The 18203-nt window shown below is 41.5% G+C and carries 12 protein-coding genes and 2 riboswitches; of the genes, 3 read left to right on the forward strand and 9 right to left on the reverse strand.

What is annotated here, in order from left to right:
* Positions 1-27: 27 nt before the first annotated feature.
* The 9 genes from ptsP to ACXAEO_RS15120 all read right to left on the reverse strand — a co-directional run bounded on the left by ptsP (position 28) and on the right by ACXAEO_RS15120 (position 10810).
* The gene (gene ptsP / locus ACXAEO_RS15080) at positions 28-1749 is read right to left on the reverse strand and encodes a phosphoenolpyruvate--protein phosphotransferase (RefSeq protein WP_474882514.1); all 1722 of its coding nucleotides are present in this window, start codon (positions 1747-1749) and stop codon (positions 28-30) included.
* Complete coding sequence (locus tag ACXAEO_RS15085) at positions 1749-2015, reverse strand: phosphocarrier protein HPr (RefSeq protein WP_474882516.1); 267 nt, start codon at positions 2013-2015, stop codon at positions 1749-1751. The genes ptsP and ACXAEO_RS15085 overlap by 1 nt, the downstream gene beginning before the upstream one ends.
* Positions 2016-2032: 17 nt before the next feature.
* On the reverse strand, positions 2033-4084 hold the full coding sequence (ptsG, locus tag ACXAEO_RS15090; protein WP_474882517.1) for a glucose-specific PTS transporter subunit IIBC: 2052 nt from the start codon (positions 4082-4084) through the stop codon (positions 2033-2035).
* A gap of 216 nt (positions 4085-4300) precedes the next feature.
* Positions 4301-5152: a glucose PTS transporter transcription antiterminator GlcT gene (gene glcT, locus ACXAEO_RS15095; RefSeq protein WP_474882519.1), complete on the reverse strand. Its 852-nt coding sequence runs from the start codon at positions 5150-5152 to the stop codon at positions 4301-4303.
* 133 nt (positions 5153-5285) lie between these two features.
* Positions 5286-5753, reverse strand: coding sequence for a 6,7-dimethyl-8-ribityllumazine synthase (gene ribH / locus ACXAEO_RS15100; protein WP_474882521.1), 468 nt, complete (start codon positions 5751-5753; stop codon positions 5286-5288).
* Between the two features lie 56 nt (positions 5754-5809).
* On the reverse strand, positions 5810-7003 hold the full coding sequence (locus ACXAEO_RS15105) for a bifunctional 3,4-dihydroxy-2-butanone-4-phosphate synthase/GTP cyclohydrolase II (RefSeq protein WP_474882523.1): 1194 nt from the start codon (positions 7001-7003) through the stop codon (positions 5810-5812).
* A 17-nt stretch (positions 7004-7020) separates the two neighbouring features.
* Positions 7021-7671 carry a riboflavin synthase gene (ribE, locus tag ACXAEO_RS15110; RefSeq protein WP_474882525.1) on the reverse strand — a complete coding sequence of 217 codons (651 nt, stop codon included), beginning with the start codon at positions 7669-7671 and terminating at the stop codon, positions 7021-7023.
* Positions 7652-8764 carry a bifunctional diaminohydroxyphosphoribosylaminopyrimidine deaminase/5-amino-6-(5-phosphoribosylamino)uracil reductase RibD gene (gene ribD / locus ACXAEO_RS15115; protein ID WP_474882527.1) on the reverse strand — a complete coding sequence of 371 codons (1113 nt, stop codon included), beginning with the start codon at positions 8762-8764 and terminating at the stop codon, positions 7652-7654. The genes ribE and ribD overlap by 20 nt, the downstream gene beginning before the upstream one ends.
* 254 nt (positions 8765-9018) lie before the next feature.
* A riboswitch (FMN riboswitch) is annotated at positions 9019-9211 on the reverse strand.
* 567 nt (positions 9212-9778) lie between these two features.
* Positions 9779-10810: a YkvI family membrane protein gene (locus ACXAEO_RS15120; RefSeq protein WP_474882529.1), complete on the reverse strand. Its 1032-nt coding sequence runs from the start codon at positions 10808-10810 to the stop codon at positions 9779-9781.
* Positions 10811-10972: 162 nt separating this feature from the next.
* Positions 10973-11083: riboswitch (SAM riboswitch) on the forward strand.
* A 101-nt stretch (positions 11084-11184) separates the two neighbouring features.
* On the opposite strand from ACXAEO_RS15120, the gene ACXAEO_RS15125 reads away from it, so the two are divergent.
* From ACXAEO_RS15125 to ACXAEO_RS15135, 3 genes are all read left to right on the forward strand, one after another.
* The gene (locus tag ACXAEO_RS15125) at positions 11185-13041 is read left to right on the forward strand and encodes a bifunctional homocysteine S-methyltransferase/methylenetetrahydrofolate reductase (RefSeq protein WP_474882531.1); all 1857 of its coding nucleotides are present in this window, start codon (positions 11185-11187) and stop codon (positions 13039-13041) included.
* Positions 13019-16459, forward strand: a complete 3441-nt coding sequence (metH, locus tag ACXAEO_RS15130) for a methionine synthase (RefSeq protein WP_474882533.1) — start codon at positions 13019-13021, stop codon at positions 16457-16459. Before ACXAEO_RS15125 ends, metH begins: the two co-directional genes overlap by 23 nt.
* 316 nt (positions 16460-16775) lie before the next feature.
* Entirely contained in the window at positions 16776-18203 is a 1428-nt protein-coding gene (locus tag ACXAEO_RS15135) for a carbon starvation CstA family protein (protein ID WP_474882536.1), read from the forward strand.

Below are 18203 nucleotides of genomic sequence, written 5' to 3' on the forward strand. Positions count from 1 at the left end.
CCGCAACTTTCATTGCGGAATTTTTTATTAACTAATATGAAACTTTTCTTTCACAAATGTGCTAACTTCTTCCGTTGTATTCATCGAAAGAATGGTCTCTACATGCTGTTCAATTTCCGCTTTTGATAAGTGACGGATTTGAGAACGTGCTTTTAAAATCGATGTTGCACTCATGGAGAACTCGTCTAGTCCAAGTCCTAAAAGGATTGGAACAGCGATTTCATCGCCAGCCATCTCGCCGCACATTCCAGCCCATTTGCCTTCTTTATGAGCCGCGTCGATGACCATTTTAATGAGGCGAAGAATCGCCGGATTATACGGCTGATATAAATAAGACACGCGTTCGTTCATGCGGTCAGCCGCCAATGTATATTGAATTAAATCATTTGTTCCGATTGAGAAGAAATCTACTTCTTTAGCGAACAAATCAGCAATGACCGCCGAAGAAGGAATTTCAACCATCATTCCCACTTCAATTTCCTCGGAAACCGCTACACCTTCTGCTTGAAGTTTTGCTTTTTCTTCCATTAAGATTGCTTTTGCTTGGCGGAATTCATCAAGCGTCGCAATCATTGGGAACATAATTTTTAAGTTGCCGTATGTGCTAGCACATAATAACGCACGAAGCTGTGTACGGAACATATCTTGCATTTCTAAACATAGACGGATAGCACGGAACCCTAAGAATGGGTTCATTTCTTTCGGAAGATCTAAGTACGGAAGCTCTTTATCTCCACCGATATCTAATGTACGGACAACGACTGGTTTGCCTTCCATACGCTCTAATACGGTTTTGTAAGCATCAAATTGCTCTTCTTCCGTCGGAAGCGTGTCACGGCCCATGTAAAGGAATTCTGTACGGTATAACCCGACACCTTCCCCGCCGTTTTCAAGCACACCTTTGACGTCATCTGGTGTTCCGATATTTGCCGCTAACTCCACATGGTGATGGTCCGCTGAAACGGTTTGTTCATTCACAAGCTTCGCCCACTCTGCTTTTTGTGCTTCGTAAGCGGCTTTTTTCTCTTCGTAAGCTTGAACCGTTTCCGGTGTTGGGTCGACGATAACTTGACCGTCTAATCCATCAACAATGACAAGCACACCGTTGGCAATGTCAGCTGTGACCGTTTTCGCTCCAACAACAGCTGGAATTTCCATCGAACGTGCCATAATTGCCGAGTGAGACGTACGGCCGCCGATGTCGGTTGTAAAGCCTTTAACATATTGACGGTTTAACTGGGCTGTATCAGAAGGTGTTAAGTCTTCTGCGATGATGATAACTTCTTCTGAAATCATGCTTGGGTTCGCAATAGTCACACCAAGAAGGTGAGCAAGTACACGCTTCGTAACGTCGCGAATGTCGGCTGCACGCTCTTTCATATATTCATTATCCATAGATTCGAACATTTGAATAAACATCGTCGCGACTTCATTTAACGCAAACTCAGCATTCACTTGGTCCGTTTTAATTTTATCTTTAATCGGATTAATAAGCTCCGGATCGCTTAAAACAAGAAGATGCGCTGCGAAAATATCAGCTTTATCTTCGCCAAGCTCTTTACGCGCATGTTCTTTAATCACTTCAAGTTCTGATGTCGATTTTGCAAGCGCTTGTTCAAAACGTGCAATTTCTGCCTCAATATCAGCGACAGCTGTTTTTTCAACGGTTAAATCTGGGTGTTCAAGACGAAATGCTTTAGCAATAGCAATGCCGCTTGACGCGGCAATGCCTAAAATTTCTTTGGCCATTATTCAGCTAGACCTTCTTTTTTCATTGTTTCTGCTAAAGCAGCAACAGCCTCTTGTGCGTCAGATCCTTCAGCAACAATTTTAATGACTGCATCTTTTGGAATTCCTAAAGACATAACACCCATGATAGATTTTAAGTTAACAGTTTTACCGTTGTACTCTAAGTTAACATCTGCATCAAATTTGCTTGCTGCTTGTACTAAAGTTGTCGCTGGACGCGCGTGGATTCCTGAATCTGCTACTACTGTAAATTGTTTTTCTGCCATGATTTTCATTCTCCTTTTTACTTAGAAATGTTTACGATATTTTCTTCTTGAAGGTCAACTTGACCTTTCTTTACAATGTTAACTTTCTCATCAGCTTGAAGGTTTGTGAAAATAATTGGTGTAATTACAGAAGGTGCATTGTTTTTCACAAAGTCTAAATCAACCTTCAATAACGGCTGTCCTTTTTTCACTTCATCACCTTGAGTAACAAGTGCCTCAAAGCCTTCTCCTTTTAAGTTAACAGTATCAATACCAAAGTGAACTAAAATTTCACGTCCGTTTGTCGTTTCAATTCCAATGGCATGCTTCGTCGGAAATAAGTTTACTATTTTTCCATCAGCTGGTGCAACTACTGTGCCTTCAGATGGCATAATGGCAAACCCGTCTCCCATTAATTTTTGTGAAAAGACTTGATCTGGCACTTCAGAAAGAGGGACAATTTCGCCTTTAATTGGAGAAACAAGCTCATCGCCATTTCCACTCATTGATGCAGGCGTAATTACTTCTTTCTCAACCGCTTTAGGCTCTTTCGCTGCAACCGGTGTACGCCCTTCCATAATGTCTTTAATTTGTCCTTTTAATGTATCTGATTTCGGACCGAAGATAGCTTGGATGTTATTCCCTACTTCTAGAACACCTGAAGCACCAAGTTTTTTCAAACGATCTTTATCAACGTTTTTCGCATCGTTTACAGATACACGTAAGCGTGTAATACAAGCATCTAAATGTGAAATGTTTTCTTGTCCGCCAAGCGCTGCTAATACATTACTTGGAAGCTCTCCTGCTTCAACCACACCTGTTGACTCATCGTCCGTTTTATCTTCACGACCAGGCGTTTTCAAGTTGAATTTGCGGATAGCAAAACGGAAACCAAAGTAATAAACAACGGATAACACTAATCCAACTGGAATGACTAGCCACCAGTCTGTACGGTTTTGTAAAATCCCGAATAAGAAGTAATCGATGACACCACCAGAGAATGTCATTCCGATTTTTACATTTAATAATTGCATGATCATGAAAGAAAGACCAGCAAATACCGCATGAATTGCGAATAAAATTGGAGCTACGAATAAGAATGTGAACTCGATTGGCTCTGTAATACCTGTTAAGAAAGAAGTTAAGGCAGCTGATCCCATGATCCCTGCTACATATTTTTTGTTTTCAGGACGTGCTTCATGATACATTGCAAGTGCTGCTGCCGGTAAACCAAACATCATGAATGGGAATTTTCCTGTCATGAACGTACCTGCAGTTAATTCAACACCATCTTTTAATTGAGCAAAGAAGATTTTTTGATCTCCTCGTACTACTTCTCCTGCTTGGTTCACGTATTCACCAAACTCAAACCAGAACGGTGAATAGAAAATATGGTGAAGACCGAACGGAATTAAAGAACGTTCAATCAATCCGAAGATGAACGCAGAAATCGTTGGGTTCGCATCAATCATGTTCTTTGAAAAGGCATTCAATCCATCTTGAATTGGCGGCCAAACAAAGATTAATACTACACCAAGAATAATAGCTGATACCCCTGTAATAATAGGTACGAAACGTTTCCCTGCAAAGAATCCTAAATATGAAGGCAATTCAATATTGAAATAACGGTTATACATGGACGCCGCTAACACACCGACGATAATACCGCCGAACACGCCCGTTTGAAGTGTTGGAATTCCTAAAATGCTGGCAAATGCCGGATCTTGTCCGATCATTGCTGGATCTAATTGACCTGTTGCCATTAAAATCGTACTCATTGTCTTATTCATAATTAAGTAACCAACAATGGCAGCGATACCTGCAACTCCGTCTCCTCCTGCTAAACCAACGGCAACACCGACCGCAAATAATAGAGACAAGTTACCAAAAATAACATCTCCCGCCTGTGCCAATACGTTAGCTACAAGCTGGAACCACTCTGCATTTAGAGCCGGAACACGCTCTAATAAAGTAGGGTTTTGAAGTGCTGTACCTACACCAAGTAAAATCCCTGCTGCTGGTAAAATGGCTACTGGAAGCATTAACGCTTTCCCTACTTTTTGTAATACACCAAAAAGTTTTTTAAACATTGGGTGTACCTCCTCTTTTATTTGTAGTGTGCAACAAGTGAATGAATTGATACGTATATCTTTATCAAACGCTTTCTTTTTGAAAAACAAAAAGGCATGAATAAAGAAGGAAACAAGACGACAACTGAAAAAGGATATAGAATCCCCTTAGTTAGTTATCGCTGTTTCACTTCTCTACTCATGCCTGATCGAATCAGTAACACGTATCAAAATGAATTATGCTAATTCAGTTTTGTTCACCAATCGCTGCAGGTGCATCGTTAAATAAACGGCTTCTGCATCGTAAACTGGTAACTGCAACACTTGCTGCATCACCTTTATGATTTTCCAAGACAAATTGTAGCATAAAGGATATTCTTCTTTCAAGAGTAAAGTTATTTTTTCTGGTTCTTCCACTTTTTCTCCTGCTTTAATACGTTCAATCGCAAAATGCAGATGACGTATGAGGCGCATATAGTGAATAGACTCACGATCAATTTCTATCTTGAACGTGTGTTCAATCATATCAATAATTGTATGAATGAGCTGCGAATGCTTGTTTACTTCTGAAATATGCTTCGATGTCAATGCGCTATGAATGTGAAGAGCAATAAAACCAACTTCACCTTCTGGCAAGTCTATCCCTAACTTTTGCTTCATTAACTCCACTGCCTCTGAAGCAATGTTATACTCATTTGGATATAGTGCTCTCGTTTCCAGTAAAAACGGATTTTTTAATCCCATTCCTTGTTGGATGCGCTTAACAGCAAAATAAATATGGTCGGTCAACGCAACATGAATATGCTCATTAAGCGGTGCATCCACTCGCTGCTGGATATGAGAAATCACATCGTTCATCAGCCCAACAAACCGTTCGTCAATATGATTGAGAAGCTGTTTATATTGTTCTTGTTCTTGTTCACTCTTCAGTAAGAACAGTTTTTCCACAGCTTCCGCTGTAATATCATCGCCTTTTTTCTTTCCAAAGCCAATACCTTTTCCGATTAAGACAACCTCATTATACTCATTATTTGACGCAATTAATACATTATTATTTAATGCTTTTTTTACGACAAAGGACCCTTGCACGAATCCTTCACTCCCCTATTTTTCACTTGTCACTACTCGTTACTCGTCCTTACATCTTAATAAGAAAAAGTTTTTGAGTCAATGGAAATGATAACGTTTTTAGAAAAAAGAAGAGATGGTATTTTTTACTGTATTAGTTTAGCGCTTTTGTCAAATTTGCCATCTCGATAGCAGACGCTGCTGCTTCCCAACCTTTGTTACCTGCTTTTGTTCCTGCTCGCTCAATGGCTTGTTCAATGTTTTCTGTTGTCAGTACACCAAAGATAATCGGTGTTCCCGTTGATAGACTTTGCGAAGCGACACCTTTAGCCACTTCATTACATACATAATCATAATGAGTTGTTGCACCTCGAATAACGGTTCCGAGCGTGATGATAGCGTCATATTTCTTTGTTTCAGCCATTTTTTTCGCGATAAGCGGAATTTCAAAGACACCTGGTACCCACGCTACATCAACTTGGCCTTCTTCAACACCATGACGCTTTAATCCATCTAGCGCCCCACTCAAAAGCTTACTTGTAATGAATTCATTAAAACGACCTACCACAATTCCTACTTTAAGTCCTGTTCCTACTAAATGTCCTTCAAATACTTTTCCCATGATTGATTCCTCCTGATATATATTCATTTATGTCACTTATTTTCTAGATTTTAATATTAAAAACGAAGCAAATGTCCAAGCTTCTCCACTTTCGTCTGCAAGTAGCGCTCATTGTCCTTTAATACTGGCATCTGCAACGGAACTCGCTCGGTAATCTCTAAATCATAACCTTCCAGACCGGCAATTTTACGAGGATTGTTCGTTAATAATTTCATCTTTTTCACTCCAAGGTCTTTCAGCATTTGCGCACCGATTCCATAGTCGCGCAAGTCGGCTCCAAAGCCTAGCTTCTCATTTGCTTCTACTGTATCATAGCCCTCTTCTTGAAGTTTATAAGCTTTCAGTTTGTTTAAAAGACCAATGCCTCTTCCTTCTTGACGCATATACAACAAGACACCATTGCCTGCCTGCTCAATTTGCGTAAGAGCTGCATGCAGCTGTGGGCCGCAATCACAGCGGTGTGAGCCGAACACATCACCTGTTAAACACTCCGAATGCACACGTACAAGTACAGGCTCGTTCGGTGAAATTTCTCCTTTGACAAGCGCAATATGATCGCAGTTATCCAGAACGTTTGAATAACCTACTGTACGAAAATGACCAAACGCTGTTGGAAGCTGAATTTCCACCTCGCGTTTTACTAACTGTTCATGTTTTCTACGATAAGCAATCAAGTCTTTAATGGTAATCATTTTTAAATTTAGTTCATCCGCTATTTTCACTAAATCTGGCACCCGCGCCATTGTTCCATCTTCTTTCATAATTTCGCAAATGACTCCTGCAGGCTGTGATCCTGCTAAAACAGCCAAATCAATTGCCGCCTCTGTATGTCCAGCCCGTCTCAATACCCCACCTTTTTTTGCAATGAGAGGAAACACATGACCAGGCCGGCGAAAGTCCGATGGTTTTGATTCTTCGTTTAATAACGCGCCAATCGTATCTGCCCGTTCAAAGGCACTAATGCCTGTCGTCGTTGTTTTGTAATCCACACTGACTGTAAACGCCGTTTCATGATGATCCGTATTATGGACGACCATCGGCTCTAACCTTAATGACTTGGCCAGCTCTTCTGAGATTGGTGTGCAAATAAGTCCTTTTCCATAAGATGCCATAAAGTTAATAGTTTCAGGCGTTACATTTTCGGCTAATGCCACAAAATCTCCTTCGTTCTCGCGGTCTTCATCATCACAAACGATAATGACGTTTCCCTTTTTTAATTCTTCAATTGCCTCTTCAACAGGATGAAACATCGTACACACTCCTTCTTTTAGTTTGTGAACCCATGGTCGCGAAGCAAATTATAATTGACAGAACCACTAATCGGTTCTGCTTCTTTTTCCATCATGTTTTTTATATATTTTGCCAGCATATCGCATTCAAGATTGACCGTATCCCCAGATGTTTTCTCTCCTAAAATGGTGTGAGAGGATGTATGGGGGATGAGCGAAATCGTAAACATACCGTTTCCTGTGCCAAAAATCGTTAAGCTAGTTCCATCTACAGCAACAGAGCCTTTAAGAATCATCAACTTTGTCAATTCCGGGGCTGCTTCAATCTCATAATAAACCGCATTTCCCTTTGGGGATTTTCTGACAATTTTACCCACCCCATCTACATGGCCACTGACAAAATGTCCCCCAAAACGACCGTTAGCTGCCATTGCACGTTCAAGATTGACACGTTCACCGCGCTTTAAAGTTTTTAATGTGGTTGCCGCAATCGTCTCAGGCATAACATCCACTGTAAATTGTTGATGGTCAAAAGAAGTGACCGTTAGACAAACACCATTCACCGCAATGCTGTCTCCGAGTTTTACATCTTCTAAAATCCGGGCGGCATGAATCGAGATTTCAATAGCATCTGTTCCTTTTTGAATCGATTGGATACTTCCGATTTCTTCAATGATTCCAGTAAACACCTTTTTCACCTTCCTCAGGCCGAGCCGTTATTTTCAAGTCAGGGCCGATTTGTTCAACCGAGTGAATTTTTAATTGAACAGCTTCTGCTATTTTTTGAATGCCTTCTCCTCCAAATAACGAAGGGGCATTCGCACCTCCAATGAGTTTTGGTGCTACATAAGAAACAATTTCGTTAAAGCACCCTGCTTGCAAAAAGCTTCCATGAACAGAAGCTCCGCCTTCTACTAAAACTGACGTAATCCCTTTTTCCCCAAGAAGTTTCAGTAATTCAACAATAAGAATTACATCACTAGAAAGAGAAAAAATGTTCACATGAGAACGGCGAAGACGATTCGCTTTTTCCTCATCAATTTGTTTCCCTGTAACAATCCACGTCTCACACTGTTCGTCATGCAGCAATATAGCGTCTTCTGGAATACGCAAATGCGTATCAAGTACGATTCGCACCGGTGATTTGCCTCCACCTGGAAGGCGTGTCGTCAAACTCGGGTTATCGGCGATAACTGTCTGTACTCCCACTAAAATAGCGTCATGATGATGACGGAGCATATGTACATCCAATCTTGCTTCTTCGCCTGTAATCCATTTACTGTCACCCGTCACGGTCGCTGTCTTTCCATCAAGACTGCTTGCTGTTTTTAACGTCACATACGGGGTTTTCGTGTGAAGGTAATGAAAGAACACTTTGTTTAATGCATCTGCTTTTTCCTTCAGTATTCCCGTCTCAACTAAAATGCCAGCTGCCTGCATTCTGCTGATACCTTTTCCTGCTACAAGCGGATTCGGATCAAGTGAAGCTATTACAACCCGTTTGATACCTCTTTCAACAATTAAATCGGCACAAGGCGGGGTTTTCCCATGATGCGCACACGGTTCGAGGGTCACATAAATGGTAGCCCCTTCTGCCCGGTCTCCTGCCATCTGCAAGGCATGAACTTCCGCGTGTCCTTCTCCTGCACGCAAATGTGCCCCCATCCCTACAACTTCACCATTTTTAACCACCACAGCTCCGACAACAGGGTTTGGGCTCGTCTGCCCTGTTGTGGCTTCGGCTAATCGAATAGCGAGTTCCATATAATTGCTATCGTTCAAAATGATCACTTCCAATCATATTTTATGATAATCCGTTCAAATATATAAAAAACCCCTGACGCTATAGCTTCAGGGGTTGATTGAGATGAATCAGCTGATCATGCCAATCGATTTAAAGACATGATAAATCAAGCATGTAACACCTATCTTTTTTACATAAAACGAAAAATCCCTTTGTATTTTCATCTAATTGATGGTATCACAAAGAAACTTCTCACTTTCGTAAAAAGTTAAAAAGGCTGTTACGCGCCACTCTGATCCTTCTCCCATCCAGACTATACTGTCGGCTCCAGATTTTCACTGAATCCACCGTTTACATCGCCTGCTTAAACAAGCTCAGATGGTATACCAACATACCATCCTTTTTCTATAAACGGGTCACGGGCTTAAAAACGTTTCCGTTTTATCACCGCCGGTTGGGAATTTCACCCGACCCCGAAGGATATAAACTTATGAAGTTTGAACATAGTTTAACAGATACAAAATAAAAAAGCACGAAATTTGTTTATCAAATTTTCTAGACCTAAGCGGATAGCAAACCTCTGAAAATTTATTCAAGACCTATACTCCTTCACTGCGAACGCCTTTTCATCCAATAAAATAGCTCCTTCATCCTTTCGAATCTTATCTGTTTTGAATCTTGAAACAGTTTACAAACAAGAAATATTCTTAACTATATTTTGACATTTTGAGATTTTATCATCCTTATCCTTCACCTTTTCCTATCTGTTTTTTCCCTAGTCACGCCAACATATCGTAACAGCGCTTGAAAAGCTGTACCAAGGTGGGAACCCACAGGAAGTGCTTGATGAAGCAGCAACCCAAACAAATCGAGCAATTGAGATGGCCAATAAAATAAAACAATAACAACTCATTAAAATGAACAGACAAAGAATATCCTCTACCTTCTCAAGAGGCGGCTATTATTATTTATAGAAAGAGGTGCCTGAAAAATTAGTTCTTTTCAGGCACCCCTCTCTTCTTTGTTTCACATCGTTAGCACATCACTAGGAATTATCTTACTTTTTTCAACGAAAGCATGAAAATAAAGACTAATCCTATATAACCGAAAAGTGGATATAGCGCTGTCAGCAATGATCCATATCCAATCTGAGCAACAATAAAGCAAAGCCCTAAAATAATCATAATCCACGTACTCTCACGGATTGGAATAATTGTTTGAAGTTGTCTCGCTACTCCAAATACATTGCCGATAAGAGTCGTAAAAATTTCACCGTAAATGACAATTAAAAACAACCAATTAACCCACAACCCTACATTTTTAATAATTTCACTCATTGGAATATCTAATTTGAACGTATAAGGCAAATTGGATAAAGCTAGATGGGCAGCTATCATCATGAAGGTCAAGCCAACTCCCCCAAGAACTGCGCCTCTTTTAATAATGCGACGATTTTTAATTTCAAACCCGAGAGGCACTAACACAGCTTGAGCCATCGCTAAGTTAAAGGCTACATATAAAAAAGGGCTCAACATCCAATTCCCTCTATCGGTTAATAACGGAAGAGATGATGCTTGAAGAAAGGAAAAGTGATTAATATACGGAACAATGATAATGATGGAAAATGTGAGCATCATTGGGACAACAAGTGAATTAACAATCATAATCCCCTCAATGCCCTTCACGATCGAAACATATGCCAAGATGATGGTGATGACCATACCAATTTGCGGCCACCATCCAAGCTGTTCTTTTACAATGGACCCTGTACTTGCTAGCATAACGGACGTGATGCCGAACAAAGTGACGATCGTCAATACGTTGACCACTTTCCCAATCATCTTTCCAAACAAATAATCATTAAGCTGCTGATACGATTCGGCCCCAATTTCATGCGCCATGGCCATCATCTTTGAACCAAGCCATATAAAACATAAGCCACTCACCATAATTCCAATTAAACCGTATGTACCATATTGGGTAAAAAATTGGACGATTTCTTTCCCAGTGGCAAAACCAGCTCCGACAACTGTACCGATGTAGGTGGCAGCCACTTGCAATACGAGTTTCCATTCTTTATTCATACTCTCACCCTTCTTAACTGCTGATACTACACTATATGACGCGTTTTCGAAAAAAGACGAGCTGTTTCTGTTGAAATTATTTCTACAAATAAAAAAATATTTGTTGTATAATTGTTAAAAATCAGATAAGTTAAATATTATCATTTCAAATTTTATACATCATTCTTATCCAGAGAGGTGGAGGGACTGGCCCTTTGAAGCCTCAGCAACCAGTCATGACGTGACAAGGTGCTAAATCCAGCGAAGCAGACATTTATGCTTGGCAGATAAGAAGAGGGTTTTGATTAAAAGGTCTTCTTCTTAACGGGAAGGCCTTTTTTGTATAATCATGACTTGCCCCCTTCCGAAAAGAATGAGTATGAGGAGGAATAAGCATGGGATTATTGAAAGATTTACAGTCAACGATTTTAATTGGGGACGGAGCGATGGGAACTCTTCTGTACGCCCACGGCGTCGATAGTTGTTTCGAACAGCTAAACGTAACGAAACACGAAGAAGTTCTCCGTGTTCATGAGGCTTATTTAAAAGCAGGAGCAAACATTATTCAAACTAATACGTACGGAGCCAATTATCACAAACTGGCACGCTACGGTCTTGAAGATGACGTCAAAACTTTGAATGTCGCCGCAGCCCGTATTGCGAAACAAGCCGCCAAAAATAACGCGTATATTGCAGGTACTATTGGCGGAGTGCGAGCATTAACGAAGTCGACGATTACCATCGAAGAGATTAAACGCAATTTCCGTGAACAGTTGTTTTGGCTTCTTCATGAAGAGGTAGACAGTATTTTACTAGAAACTTATTATGACCTGGAAGAGTTGCAAACCGTCTTGTCCATTGCCCGCAACGAAACCGATAAACCAATTATCGCCCACGTTTCTCTTCACGAAAAAGGGGTGTTACAGGACGGAACCCCCCTTGGTGATGCATTACATCAACTTGAATCACTCGGCGCCGATATTGTCGGTCTTAACTGCCGACTTGGCCCTTATCATATGATTGAATCGTTGGAAGAAGTCCCACTTCCAACGCGTGCTTTTTTATCCGCTTACCCGAATGCCAGCTTGCCTGATTATAGAGATGGACGACTTGTCTATGAAACAGACAGTCAATACTTCCGAGAAACGGCCCTTTCTTTTAGAGAGCAGGGCGTACGGCTCATTGGTGGATGCTGCGGCACCACCCCCGCTCATATTGAAGCTGTGTCAACGGCTTTAAAGGGGCAATCGCCCGTTACAGTTAAACAAATTAAACAACGACCAGTGATTTCTATCCAAGAATCCGACACCGATGCTGCTCCTCACATTCATGAACTCGTGAAAGAGCGTCGCTCGGTCATTGTAGAGCTGGACCCGCCAAAGCAATTTGGTATCGAAACATTCATGGCTGGAGCGAAGGCATTGCACGACGTCGGAGTAGATGCCGTGACACTTGCTGATAACTCACTCGCCTCGCCAAGAATTAGCAACTTGGCCATGGCTTCTCTCTTACAGCATCAAACAGCTGCAAAACCGCTTGTTCACATCACGTGCCGTGACCGAAATTTGATTGGTTTGCAGTCACATTTGATGGGACTTCACACGCTCGGCATTAACCAAATTCTTGCTGTCACGGGAGATCCATCTAAAATCGGTGATTTCCCAGGAGCAACGTCTGTCTATGATTTATCTTCGTTTGATTTAATTAGTCTTATTGCCCAATTTAATGAAGGTTTATCTTATTCAGGAAAACCACTCGGTCAAAAAACAAATTTTTCAATTGCCGGAGCATTCAATCCCAATGTAAGGCATCTCGATAAAGCCGTGCTGCGCCTTGAGAAAAAAATAGCGTGCGGAGCTCATTACTTTATCTCCCAGCCTGTTTATTCCGTTGAACAAATTGAAAGCATTCATGAAGCGACCCAACATTTGCAGGCTCCTGTTTACATTGGTATCATGCCGCTGACCAGTGCGAGAAACGCGCGCTTCCTTCATCATGAAGTGCCTGGTATTAAGCTATCAGAAGACATTTTGGCCCGTATGAATGCAACAGAAAACGACCGGACAAAAGGAACAGAAGAAGGCATCGCTATTGCCAAACATCTCATCGATGCCGCTTATGACTTATTTAACGGCATTTACTTAATTACACCGTTTATGCGTTATGAAATGACCGTAGAATTAACAAAATACATTTACGATAAAGAACGTATCAGAAAGGAAGATCATCATGTCCCTATCCTCCATTCATAATCAATTAAAAGAAAGAATTCTCGTCCTTGACGGTGCAATGGGCACGATGATTCAAGCAGCTAATTTAACCGATGAAGACTTCGGTGGAGAACTGTATGAGGGCTGCAATGAATATTTATCGCTCACCGCGCCACATGTGATTCGCTCCATTCATGAAGAATATTTGAAAGCAGGGGCCGACATCGTAGAAACCAATACGTTTGGTGCTACCTCGGTTGTACTCGATGAATACGATTTGAGCCACCTTGCCTATGAATTGAACGTTCAATCGGCGCGACTGGCTAAAGAAGCATGCGAAAAGTATTCCACACCGGAACAACCTCGTTATGTAGCTGGATCTATGGGACCTACAACGAAAACGTTGTCCGTTACTGGCGGTATTACCTTTCAAGAGCTTGTCGATTCATATGAAGAGCAAACGCGTGGATTAATAGACGGGGGAGCCGATCTTTTATTAGTAGAAACATGTCAAGATATGCTAAACGTGAAAGCCGCCTTTTTAGGTATTTCCAACGCCTTTGAAAATGCAAAGCGGCAGTTGCCAATTATGATTTCCGGCACCATCGAGCCAATGGGAACAACTCTCGCAGGGCAGGATATCGAAGCTTTTTATCTTTCGCTCGAACATATGCAGCCGCTCTCTGTTGGTTTAAACTGCGCAACAGGACCGGAATTCATGACAGACCATATCCGCTCATTATCGGCCTTATCATCAGCCGCTGTCAGTTGTTATCCAAATGCAGGGCTACCCGATGAAGAAGGAAACTATCATGAGTCACCAGAATTATTAGCCAAAAAAATTGCCGGCTTCGCTGAAAAAGGTTGGCTAAACATTGTCGGTGGATGCTGCGGTACGACGCCGGCCCATATTGCTGCACTCGTCGAGGCCGTCAAACATTTAAAACCAAGGGAAATTCCCGAAGATACGCATCCGCATGCTGTATCAGGCATTGAGCCACTCATTTATGAGGAGTCCATGCGTCCGCTGTTTGTTGGTGAGCGTACGAACGTCATCGGCTCCCGTAAATTTAAACGTCTCATTGCCGAAAACAAAATAGAAGAAGCCGCAGAAGTCGCCCGTGCTCAAGTAAAAAGCGGAGCCCATGTTATTGACATTTGTTTGGCCGACCCAGATCGTGATGAACTTGAGGATATGGAACAGTTCATTAAAGAAGTCGTAAAAAAAATTAAAGTTCCACTCGTCATCGATTCGACAGATGAAGCGGTTATTGAGCGTGCCCTCACCTACTCTCAAGGAAAAGCGATCATTAACTCAATTAATCTAGAAGATGGTGAAGAACGATTCGAAGCGATTGTACCGCTTGTCAAAAAATTTGGCGGGGCAGTTGTTGTCGGAACGATTGATGAGCAAGGTATGGCGGTTACTGCAGAACGAAAATTGGAAATCGCTCAGCGTTCCCATGATTTGCTCGTTCATAAATACGGACTCAATCCGAAAGACATCATTTTTGATCCACTTGTCTTCCCTGTCGGTACAGGAGACGAACAATATATCGGTTCAGCCGAAGCAACCATTAAAGGAATTGCGCTCATTAAAGAAGCGCTTCCTGAATGTTTGACGATTCTTGGCGTGAGCAATGTATCATTCGGTCTTCCTCCTGTTGGACGGGAAGTGTTGAATGCTGTTTATCTCTATCACTGTACACAAGCAGGATTGGACTATGCGATTGTCAACACGGAAAAGCTAGAGCGCTATGCTTCCATTCCAGACGAAGAAATTCGACTGGCTGATGATCTTCTTTTCCGTACAAATGATCAAACACTTGCTACGTTCACCGACTTTTATCGCGACAAGAAGAAAACCGTGAACGTTCAAATAAGTCATTTAACATTGGAAGAACGACTTGCTACTTATATTGTAGAAGGAACGAAGGAAGGCTTACTTCCTGACTTAGAAAAAGCGCTCGCCAAATATGAAAGTCCGCTCGACATTATTAATGGACCGCTTATGGCAGGCATGGCGGAAGTCGGGAAGTTATTTAACGACAATCAACTTATTGTTGCTGAAGTATTACAAAGTGCAGAAGTAATGAAAGCATCTGTTGCCTTTTTGGAACCGTATATGGAAAAGAAAGACGATAGCGGGAAAGGAAAAGTTCTCCTCGCTACCGTCAAAGGCGATGTTCACGATATTGGAAAAAATTTAGTGGACATCATCCTAAGCAATAATGGCTTTAAAGTGATTGATTTAGGGATTAAAGTCGCACCACAGGAACTAATTGCGGCCATCCGCCAAGAAAAACCAGATATTGTCGGCTTGTCAGGACTTCTTGTCAAATCGGCTCAACAAATGGTCTTAACTGCACAAGATATGAAACAAGCCGCCATTGATGTTCCGATTTTAGTCGGAGGTGCCGCCTTATCACGAAAGTTTACAGATAATAAAATTGCAGCGGAATACGAAGGACCAGTCCTTTATGCGAAAGATGCTATGGATGGATTAGCTCTCGCAAACCGCCTTCAAGATAAACATGCGAGCGGACAATTATTGGCGGAACTAAAAGAAAAACAACAAGCTTCTCCCCTGCTGACAGAAACGATATCGAACGAACCAGCGGTCGCAACCTTAACTCGTTCTGCCGTATCGACAACAGCACCTGTATTTGTTCCTATTGATACGAAACGCCATCTTATCCGCCAATACAACGTGGCACATATTGAGCCATATATTAACTGGCAAATGCTCCTAGGTCACCATCTAGGGATTAAGGGGAAAATTTCGCGCTTATTGAAAGAAAAAGATGAGAAAACGTTAAAAATAAAAGAAGTAGTGGACGAACTTCTACAGCGATCAAAAAAGGAGAATTTAATTCAGCCTTCTGCTGTGTATCAATTCTTCCCTGCACAATCAAATGGCAATGACGTACTCATCTACGACCCGAAGCAACCTGGTAATATTATTGAAACTTTTCATTTTCCACGGCAGGCAAAAGCTCCCTTCTTATGCTTGTCTGATTATTTAAAACCGGTCGATTCCAAACAAATGGATTATGTCTGTCTATTTGCTGTAACAGCCGGGAAAGGAATTCGCGAGTTAGCAAAACAAATGAAAGAAAGCGGTGATTTCCTAAAAAGTCATGCTCTTCAAGCACTTGCTTTGGAAACAGCGGAAGCATTGGCGGAACGTGTTCATCAACAAATTCGCGATCAATGGGGATTCCCGGATTCCCCTGACTTCACGATGGAACAGCGCCTAACAGCTAAATATCAAGGTCAACGCTACTCATTCGGCTATCCAGCATGTCCAAATCTTGAAGATCAGGAAAAACTATTTAACCTTCTTCAACCAGAAGATATCGGCATTCAACTGACAGATGGTTTCATGATGGAACCTGAAGCCTCCGTTTCCGCTATCGTCTTTGCTCATCCGGAAGCACGATATTTTAATGTCTTATAAGAAAGGATAAGCGGTGCTCTTTGCCGCTTATCCTTTCTTATCGTTTTCTCCTTAATCAAATCATCTTCCTCCACTTCAAGGAAACCACTTGCACTTCTTCTATTTTCCAAACAATTTTCGTTATATTAACAAGATATTCTCATCATTTGGATCAACTTTTTATCCATGTAAATGTAGGTACAATATGTAAGCGTTTGCTAATTGTTAGAAATTTTATTTTTTTCAGAAAATATATTGCGATTTTTGTCTCCTTTTGCTAGGATATGTATATCTTTTCAGAAGATTTAAATTAAAGGTTTAGAAGGAGGCTTCAAACATGCTTACTTTTCTCGCATCAATCGCTCTTTTAATCTTAGGCTATATGTTTTACGGACGGGTGGTTGAGCGAATTTTCGGCATAAATCCCAACACCGAAACACCTGCCTATACAAAAAATGACGGACTTGATTACGTCCCAATGAAATGGTGGAAAGGCTGGCTCATCCAATTGCTCAACATCGCTGGATTAGGCCCTATTTTCGGAGCAATTATGGGAGCGTTGTATGGCCCTGTCGCTTTTATCTGGATTGTGTTCGGTTCCATCTTCGCAGGAGCTGTTCATGACTATTTCTCCGGAATGATGTCACTTCGCCATCAAGGGGAACAATATCCGTCCCTTGTCGGACGTTATTTAGGAAAACATGTAAAAGCAGTCATCAACGTGGTATCTCTTGTGTTAATGGTTCTTGTAGCAGCCGCCTTTACAGCAGGACCGGCACAATTAATCGCCAGCGTCACACCAATTTCTTTCGGAACGGCACTTATTATCATTTTTGCTTATTTCATCGTTGCTACTGTCTTACCGGTGAACAAAGTCATCGGAAAGATTTATCCATTGTTTGGCGCTATCTTAATCTTCATGGCTGTAGCCATTGGAATTGCTCTTTTATTCATGGGGAAATCGATCCCGAATGTAACATTGGAAAATCTTCACCCTGGCGAATTACCGCTTTGGCCGTTATTAATGGTAACTATTTCTTGCGGAGCTATTTCAGGATTTCATTCTACTCAAAGTCCCATTGTCTCAAGAACATTAATGAATGAACGGGATGGACGAAAAGTATTTTATGGCGCCATGATTGCAGAAGGTATCATTGCTCTAATTTGGGCAGCAGCAGGAATGACATTCTTCGGCGGAACTGGAGGCTTGCAAGAAGCGTTAGCTGCCGGTGGACCATCTGGTGTCGTAAACGAGATTTCTACTTCTTTATTAGGTACACTCGGAGGCATTTTGGCTATTTTAGGTGTTGTTATCCTTCCCATCACTACTGGCGATACAGCACTTCGCTCATCACGCATGATTTTTGCCGAGTTAATCGGTGTGAAAAATGAAAATCCGAACTGGAAACAATCCTTGCTTTATTCTATTCCAGTAATTGTTCCTGCTCTTTATTTAACAACTATTGATTACTCATTCCTATGGCGTTACGTAGGATGGACAAATCAGCTCGTTGCTACAGTTATGTTGTGGACTGCTACTTCCTATTGCCTTCGTTATGGCAAAACCCATTGGATTTGTGGGATTCCAGCGTTATTTATGACAGGTGTTGTTAGCACCTACATTTTCTACGCACCGGAAGGATTTAAATTAAGCTACCAAGTGTCCATGACGTTTGGAACCATCATTACCTTAGTGGTAGCTGCTCTATATGTGTATCAAATTCGCCGCCACCAACAAAAATTAGAGACAGGCATGGCAGCATAA

It is taken from the genome of Bacillus sp. ABA4_010 (genome assembly GCF_056159105.1).

What these genes read in the sequence shown, in the direction of transcription:
- ptsP (WP_474882514.1), bottom strand. Translation starts at nt 1,749, where the DNA reads ATGGCCAAAGAAATTTTAGGCATTGCCGCGTCAAGCGGCATTGCTATT.
- ACXAEO_RS15085 (WP_474882516.1), bottom strand. Translation starts at nt 2,015, where the DNA reads ATGGCAGAAAAACAATTTACAGTAGTAGCAGATTCAGGAATCCACGCG.
- ptsG (WP_474882517.1), bottom strand. Translation starts at nt 4,084, where the DNA reads ATGTTTAAAAAACTTTTTGGTGTATTACAAAAAGTAGGGAAAGCGTTA.
- ribH (WP_474882521.1), bottom strand. Translation starts at nt 5,753, where the DNA reads ATGGGAAAAGTATTTGAAGGACATTTAGTAGGAACAGGACTTAAAGTA.
- ACXAEO_RS15105 (WP_474882523.1), bottom strand. Translation starts at nt 7,003, where the DNA reads ATGTTTCATCCTGTTGAAGAGGCAATTGAAGAATTAAAAAAGGGAAAC.
- ACXAEO_RS15120 (WP_474882529.1), bottom strand. Translation starts at nt 10,810, where the DNA reads ATGAATAAAGAATGGAAACTCGTATTGCAAGTGGCTGCCACCTACATC.
- ACXAEO_RS15125 (WP_474882531.1), top strand. Translation starts at nt 11,185, where the DNA reads ATGGGATTATTGAAAGATTTACAGTCAACGATTTTAATTGGGGACGGA.
- metH (WP_474882533.1), top strand. Translation starts at nt 13,019, where the DNA reads ATGTCCCTATCCTCCATTCATAATCAATTAAAAGAAAGAATTCTCGTC.
- ACXAEO_RS15135 (WP_474882536.1), top strand. Translation starts at nt 16,776, where the DNA reads ATGCTTACTTTTCTCGCATCAATCGCTCTTTTAATCTTAGGCTATATG.